The sequence below is a fragment of the Streptomyces sp. NPDC091682 genome (assembly GCF_044756625.1).
Taxonomy (GTDB): Bacteria; Actinomycetota; Actinomycetes; order Streptomycetales; family Streptomycetaceae; genus Streptomyces.
Genome location: NZ_JBIVTH010000019.1, coordinates 32,287 through 39,279, shown reverse-complemented (window position 1 = coordinate 39,279; position 6,993 = coordinate 32,287). Strand labels below are relative to the sequence as shown.

The following is a 6,993-nucleotide window of genomic DNA, read 5'->3' as shown; positions in this document are numbered from 1 at the left end:
AGCCATGGATTTCAGCGTCTACTTCTTCTCCGCCAACGACCGGTACGACTTCGGCGAGCGCTACCGGTTCGTCCTCGACGTCGCCCGGTTCATGGACGAGCGGGGGTTCACCGCCATCTGGACCCCCGAGAGGCACTTCCAGGAGTTCGGGGGGAGCTTCCCCAACCCGGCCGTCCTGTCCGCCGCCCTGGCGGTCACGACCCGGAATCTGAGAATCCGAGCGGGCAGCGTGGTGCTCCCGCACCACCACCCGGTCCGGGTGGCCGAGGAGTGGTCGCTCGTCGACCAGCTCTCCGGGGGCCGGGCAGGGGTCTGCGTGGCCACCGGCTGGCACCAGGGCGACTTCGTCTTCTACCCCGAGCACTACGAGACCCGCCGGGAGCACACCCTCCGGCACATCTCCACCCTCCGCGCATTGTGGCGAGGGGAAACAGTCCCCTTCGCCGGCCCCGGCGGGCGGGAGCTGGAGGTCCGCACCTACCCGCGGCCCGCCCAGGCGGAACTCCCCCTGTGGCTGGTGCACACCTCGAACCCGCAGACCTGGGACGACGCGGGCCGGCTGGGCCTCAACGTGCTGTCGCTGCTGACGAGCTGGGAGAAGCTCGGAGAGGACATCGCCCGCTACCGGGCGGCCCGCGAGGAGGCCGGCCACGACCCGCGGACCGGCATCGTGACCATCGGCATGCACACGTATGTGGGCGAGGACGAGGACCGCGTCTGGGACACCGTACGCGGCCCGGTGAAGAACTACCTCGCGTCCTTCATGACCCAGCAGCGGGCCGATGACCAGGTGAGCGGCTCCTCCCGCGGCACCGACCCGGCCGAACAGGACGGGCTCGCCGAGCTGATGGCCGAGGACTACTACCGGAGGCGCTCCCTGCTCGGGACGCCCGACAAGTGCGCGGCCACCGTGGAGCGGCTGCGCTCCACCGGCGTCGACGAGATCGCCTGCCTCGTCGACTTCGGTCTGCCGTTCGAGACCGTCCTGGCGGCGCTGCCCGCCCTGGACGCACTGCGCCACCGCTTCGCCCCGCCGGAGGCCGAGCCCGCCTCCGCAGGCCCCATGACCTGGTACTACGACCGGCGCTGAGCACTGAACCGGCCGATCCGCAGAACCAGACCACCATCCACCAGCCCATTCGGGCAGTAGGGAGAACACCGCACATGAACTCGACACCGCAGTCCAACACCGAGGAAGTCGCCGAGCTCTACGACGAGTTCAGCGAGTTCCACGCCCGGATCTGCGACAGCAACCTGCACGTCGGATACTGGCCGGAAGGAGACGAGAAATCCTCCTTCCAGGAGGCGACCGCGCACCTGACGGACCTCATGGTGCGCCGGCTCGCTCCCAAAACCGGCCAGCGCATACTCGACATCGGCTGCGGAATCGGCCAGCCCGCCTTCCGTCTCGCCCAGGCGGCCGCCGCCGATGTCGTCGGCATCACCGTCAGCAAGCGCCAGATCGAGCGGGCCACCGCCCGCGCCGAGGAACTCGGAGTCGCCGGGCGGGTCCGGTTCGAGCGCGCCGACGCGATGAAGCTCCCGTACGCCGACGGCTCGTACGACGCCGCGTGGCTCTTCGAGTCGCTGATCCACATGCCCGACAAGGCGCAGGCGCTCCGGGAGGCCGCCCGGGTGCTGCGTCCCGGCTCCCGCCTCGCCATCGCCGACATGTTCCGCGAGCCGGAGAAGGACTGGTCGGAAATCCACCCCCTCGTCACGGCCATCCGGCTCGACGAGTACGGACCGCTGCTCGAAGAGGCCGGCTTCACGGTCGTCGACATCGAGGACGTGACCTCGCACATCCTCGTGCCCGAGACGGTACGCGTCAGCCTGCGCGCCCAGATGCTGGAGCACCGCGACGAGTGGGTGCGGATCGCCGGTGAAAACGTGGTCAAGGCCATGCTCGACCCCGAGGTCAACACCTTCTACACGCCCGGCCTCGGCTACGTGCTCATCACCGCGGAACGCCGCTGATCAAGCGGTGAGGCCCCGTCAGCGGCGGCTGACGGGGCCTCGTTCTGTCCGAGCTCAGGGAACCAAGGTCCGCAGCAGTTCCGGGGCCAGCAGGGAGAGCAGGCGTTCCCGCTCCGGCTGGAGGAAGAAATGCCCGCCGGGCAGCAGGGCGACCGAGGACCCGGCGCCGGTCAGCTCCCCCCAGGCCGCCAGGCCCGCGCGGCTGGTCTCCCGGTCCTCCGAGCCGCCGAAGGCGAGCACCGGACAGGCGAGCGGCCTGCCCGGCAGGTACTCGTACGTCTCCAGCATCGTCACGTCCGCCCGCAGGATCGGCAGGTAGACCGCTCGGAGCTGCCGGTCCTCACGGATCACCGGCGGGATCGCCCCGTACCGTGTGTCGAGGGCCTCCAGGAACTCTTCGTCCGGCAGCCGGTGCAACGGCGCACCGGCGCGGACCCGCGCCTGTGGGGTGTGGGAGGCAGAGACGGCGAGCAGCGAAGGGTGCAGATCCCACTTGTCGCGAAGGGCGCGGGCCATCTCGTAGGCCAAGTAGGCACCCAGGCTGTGCCCGAACAGCGCAAACGGCTCGTCCCCGAGCAGGCCCGCCACGGCCTCGGCGGCTTCGGCGGCCACCGTTCGCAGGTCGGTCGCGGGCGGCTCGCCCATGCGCGCGTCCCGGCCCGGAAGCCTGACCGCCCACGGCTCGACCGCCTCGGGCAGCAGGTCGCCCCAGCCGTGGAAGACCGCGGCGCTCCCCCCGGCGTACGGCAGGCACAGCAGCCGGATGCGGCCGGCCCGTCGGCGGACCGGCCGCAGCACCCACTTCTCGGCGTTCTCGGTCACGAGATCCATGACAGCGCCTATCGGATCAGGGTCGGACGGAAGGCCGGACGCGGACCCACGGGCTTCTCGAGGCCGTGGTTGGCCAGCGAGAACAATCGTGCGTTGAGCCGCATGCACGGCTGGATCAGTGTGTCGACGCACACCAGGAAGCACACGGTGCCCACGCCCACCGGTCCCCCGAGGAGGTACCCGGCACCGAGCAGCACCAGCTCCAGGCTCCCCTTGGCAACCCAGAACGGCCAGCGCCACCGGTGGGTCATGGTGATGGCGACCAGGTCCATGGCGCGGATACCCACACCGCTCATGATGATCAGGGCCGAGCCGTACGTACACAGCAGCGCACCCGTCAGCATGAGGACCGTGCGGGGCACGGGCAGATACCCGGCCGCGTCCACGGCGCGCAGCACGTCGATCACACTGCCGCAGAGGAAGAAGGTGATGAACGGGGAGAGGACCGGGGGCCGCCGGTTCCATACGGCCCAGACGGCGATGCAGACTGCGGCGACGAGTGCCTGGGCGATCCCGATGGTGAGGCGCAGGTGCCCCAGGAGACCCAGGGCGAACACGTCCAGTGGATCGGTTCCGAGGTCCGATCGGATGAAACAGGCCGCACCCGCGGAGAAGATCAGGCAGCCACCCGAATAGACCAGGTAGCGGGTGCGCGACGACATCATGTGGGTGCGGAAGCTGGACCAGGTGAGGCGGGGCCGGGGCATGAGACTTTGCTACTCCCTTCGGATCGGCGCGCGTCCGGTCACAGCGCCGCGGCAGCGGCGGTCTCGGGCGCGGGCGCGTGTCGGTCACGAGCCTGGCCGACACCGAGTGCGCAGACCCCGGTAGAACCCCCAGCACGCACCCCAGAGCCGGGGCCGGACCCACGCGCGCCGCCTCACCGCCCGTAGCGTGGGCGGTCAGCCGCAGTCCGTCGAGAGAGGCAGTCACGTGATCGAGCGGATCGTGCCGGCCGGGGTCGTCGTCGAGGCCGTCTACGGTGACCAGGTCTGGGTGCCGGAGACCGCACTCCTCCCCGAGGAGGCGGAGGCCGTCGCCGAGGCGACTCCTGGACGTCAGCGTGAGTTCGCCACCACACGCCTGTGCGCGCGGCGGGCCATGGCCCGCCTGGGACATGGGCCGGCTCCGCTGACGCGCAGCCGCCGAGGAGCACCGGGATGGCCGCCGGGTCTGGTCGGCAGCCTCACCCACTGCGCCGGATACCGTGCGGCCGCCGTGGCCCGTACGCAGGACGTCGGCGCGCTCGGTATCGACGCGGAGCCGAACGTGCCTCTTCCCGAGGGCCTCCTCGCTTCGATCGCCACACCGGCAGAACGCCTCTGGGTACGCTCACTGACCGTCCAGCGCCCCGAAGTGCGCTGGGACCGGCTCCTGTTCAGCATCAAGGAAAGCACCTTCAAGACGTGGTACCCGCTGACCGGCCGCGAACTGGAGTTCCGGGAGGCAGAAGTGGCACTCGATCTCACGGCCGGCACATGCCAGGCCCGGCCGCTGGTACCGGCACCCGTCGTCGGCAACCTGCCCACGGACTGCTTCCGCGGCCGATGGATGGTCCGGTACGGGCTCATCACGACCGCCATGCATGTTCCTCGAACCGCCTGGTGATCCGGTTCGTAGACCTGGGCGCCGCATCAACAGATGGGGCCGACGAACAGCTGAAGTGCGAACTCGATGGGTGTGAGGACCTGCCTTCCCCAAACGCGAACATGCCCACACCGCCCGGGGCCGCTGCCGGTCGGTCCCCGTTCGGCCGGAAAGGGCGCTCAGAGCTGCGGAAGCTTGCGACCCGGCCCGGTGCACCACCGACCAAGCCACAGGGGGAGCCCGTGCAACATCACGTCAGACCAAGATCCGGACCAGCACCGGACCAACACACCGCCGAGTGCGGGCAACCGCTTGCGTTCTCGCTGGTCAGAATGGGTACAGCCCCGGTACCACAGCAGACGAAGAACCTGCTGCGACAAGGAGAGGAGCACCTGTCCGCTCAGAGTGGCTTCTATCGCTCGGGCTCAAAGATGCGGGCGGTCTTTCTGATACTTCCGGGCATGGGATGCCTGCACATGCGCGACGGACCTCCTTGATGGACTTGCGGCCAACGCACGCAGCCACATCGCTACGGAAACCTCGGCGCCCAGCCCCTTCCAAGGGGAGAAGCAGCTGTACATCCCCGGGCGCTTAAGCCGGAGCAAGGTCTTTGAACAGCTCCATCGCTGCATCCACGGCAGCTCCCCTGGTCTTCCCCGCATTCTGGTCTCAGTCTCGCTGGCTTGTGCTCGTTCGAGTGGAGCTTGTTCACGCACTCGGTACGCTCCGTGCGCGACCACACCGATCATGGCGGCTGCGACCTCGTTGCAGCACGAGACCGGCAACCAACCTTGCGGCTGTCCATGGCGGAAATCTCGCCGCCTCCGATATTGGATGACGACGGATTCCGGGGTGCGCTCCGGGTCCCCACCCTCGACTGGCCGCCGGGTATGGCTCCTTGTCGTAGGCTGACCGCAGGAATAGAGGTGTGATGCTCTCCGCATGAGAAGCCCGCGTCCCTGCACCGCATGACCCTGCGTGACGCGGCCCTCCTCTCAGCCCTGTGCCCCCCAGAGCATCCCGGAGCCGGCACCTGTACGCGCGGGCAGCGCATGGGCCTGGACCAGTCACGGGGCCTTGATGAACGGGCCTGTTCCACGGGCGAGCCGGCTTGCCGTGCGGGGCCTTGCAGTGCGGACCAGGCGGCCATCGGACCAGCCCCGTAGTCACGCCCCGCTTCGGCATCGCCGGGACACGGTCTGGTCCGATGCTGAGCGTTTGCTGACCGGAGGCCCACCGGTACCGCCGTGACCTGCGGAAACGTCCGGATGCCAGATGTGGGACTTGAACATGGTGCGAAACATGAAGAAGCTCGCAAAATGTCTGCTCCCTGCCTGCTTCCCGCAGGTCAAGGGCGGTCCCGGCAGCCTACAACCGTTCGCAACTTCGGTCAGCTGTCCCCAGGTGTTTCGGGACTCATACCGACCAACTGCTGACCGGCGGCCTCTGAGATGGGAGTGGACGGCCGACCGGTTCCACACCGTCGGGCGCGCCACCGGCCCCCGCGAGGTCCCGCCCGGATGTCCGACACGCCTAACTCCTCCACCGGCAACATCGGCTTGCGCTGCACCGGCCCGGCCGGTGGATGACCGGCACGGACCGTACCCTGCGCGACCGCGCCCTCAGGACCGGCTCCCGGACCCATAGCGGTCGTTGGCCGACCTCGGCATCCGGGCGGCCGAAGGGAGCGTGTGCCGTCCCGGACCGGCAGTGAGGCTCGGATCAGCGCCGGTCTCGGCGGTCCTCCCGGCGGTCTTGACGGTCGTCCCGGCGGTCCTCCCGGCGGTCACTGCGGCGACCGACCCCGTGGGCGACGACCGCTGCCGTGCCGACGACGGCCGCCGTGCGAGCGACGGGGGCGCCGATGACCCCACGCCGCCCTCTGCGCATCGGTCCGAGGGGCATCTCATTCTCCTTCTTCGTCGGCCTCGATCGAGGCCAGAATGGCCTGGATCGGAATACGTCCGTTGGCGATGAGCTGGCCTCCCGAGCGGCGTGCGGCGGCGGCGAAGGGCCCCGCCCACACGTTCTCCCAGACCAGTACCCCGGCTGTGGTACCAGGCTCCATGGCCGCGGCCAGATTGACGACGTCCTCTTCCGCGAGCAGGCCGGCCAGCTTCGCCTCCGCGGCGCGCAATTCACCGGCGTCTTCGAGGTCGTCGACCTCCAGTACGTCGAGCTCGCCGTCTGCCCCCTTCGTCAGGATGACCAGGTCCAGGACCCGGATGATCCCCGAGGTGACCAGCTTGTCGAGCTCTTTGGCCATCTCGCCGGTGAAGTTCGAGGTGGCGGGCGGGAACTCGACGACCAGGTAGTCGACCGGCCCCAGTTCGTCGGTGTCAGGTGATGCCATGTCTGCCCTTCCGTTCACTCGATGAATCGCCGTTCGAGGTGGAGCGCCTTCTTCGGCGGCCGAACGATTCCGAGACCTCACGTTCGGACGACCCCGCCGCTTCACCGGCCGGGCGCAGAGCGCCCAGATGATGAAAATGACGACGGCGAAGGGGACGGCGGCCCCGAAGGGCAGCCTCGCACGGTGGCTGACGGCCCGCATCCTGGCCGAAGTCCCTGTCCGGAGGTGGTGACAGATGCCGTCCC

6 protein-coding genes are annotated in these 6,993 nt (G+C 69.3%); 3 read left to right on the top strand and 3 right to left on the bottom strand.

Annotated elements, in window-relative coordinates; all coding sequences use genetic code 11:
* Positions 1-4: 4 nt before the first annotated feature.
* Both ACIQK6_RS33550 and ACIQK6_RS33545 read left to right on the top strand, forming a co-directional pair.
* The gene (locus ACIQK6_RS33550) at positions 5-1,090 is read left to right on the top strand and encodes a MupA/Atu3671 family FMN-dependent luciferase-like monooxygenase (RefSeq protein ID WP_402696380.1); all 1,086 of its coding nucleotides are present in this window, start codon (positions 5-7) and stop codon (positions 1,088-1,090) included.
* A gap of 74 nt (positions 1,091-1,164) precedes the next feature.
* Positions 1,165-1,977 carry an SAM-dependent methyltransferase gene (locus ACIQK6_RS33545; protein ID WP_402696379.1) on the top strand — a complete coding sequence of 271 codons (813 nt, stop codon included), beginning with the start codon at positions 1,165-1,167 and terminating at the stop codon, positions 1,975-1,977.
* Between the two features lie 54 nt (positions 1,978-2,031).
* Here ACIQK6_RS33545 and ACIQK6_RS33540 read toward each other — a convergent pair whose 3' ends face one another.
* Both ACIQK6_RS33540 and ACIQK6_RS33535 read right to left on the bottom strand, forming a co-directional pair.
* Positions 2,032-2,808, bottom strand: a complete 777-nt coding sequence (locus ACIQK6_RS33540; RefSeq protein ID WP_402696378.1) for a thioesterase II family protein — start codon at positions 2,806-2,808, stop codon at positions 2,032-2,034.
* 8 nt (positions 2,809-2,816) lie between these two features.
* On the bottom strand, positions 2,817-3,515 hold the full coding sequence (locus tag ACIQK6_RS33535; RefSeq protein WP_402696377.1) for a YitT family protein: 699 nt from the start codon (positions 3,513-3,515) through the stop codon (positions 2,817-2,819).
* Between the two features lie 226 nt (positions 3,516-3,741).
* Here ACIQK6_RS33535 and ACIQK6_RS33530 point away from each other — a divergent pair, with 226 nt between their 5' ends.
* A complete protein-coding gene (locus tag ACIQK6_RS33530; protein ID WP_402696376.1) occupies positions 3,742-4,416 on the top strand; it encodes a 4'-phosphopantetheinyl transferase in 675 nt (224 codons plus the stop codon).
* A 1,885-nt stretch (positions 4,417-6,301) separates the two neighbouring features.
* Here the strand turns inward: ACIQK6_RS33530 and ACIQK6_RS33525 are convergent.
* Positions 6,302-6,748 (bottom strand): DUF6325 family protein, encoded by a 447-nt coding sequence (locus ACIQK6_RS33525; protein WP_402508632.1) that lies wholly within the window; start codon positions 6,746-6,748, stop codon positions 6,302-6,304.
* Positions 6,749-6,993: the final 245 nt, after the last annotated feature.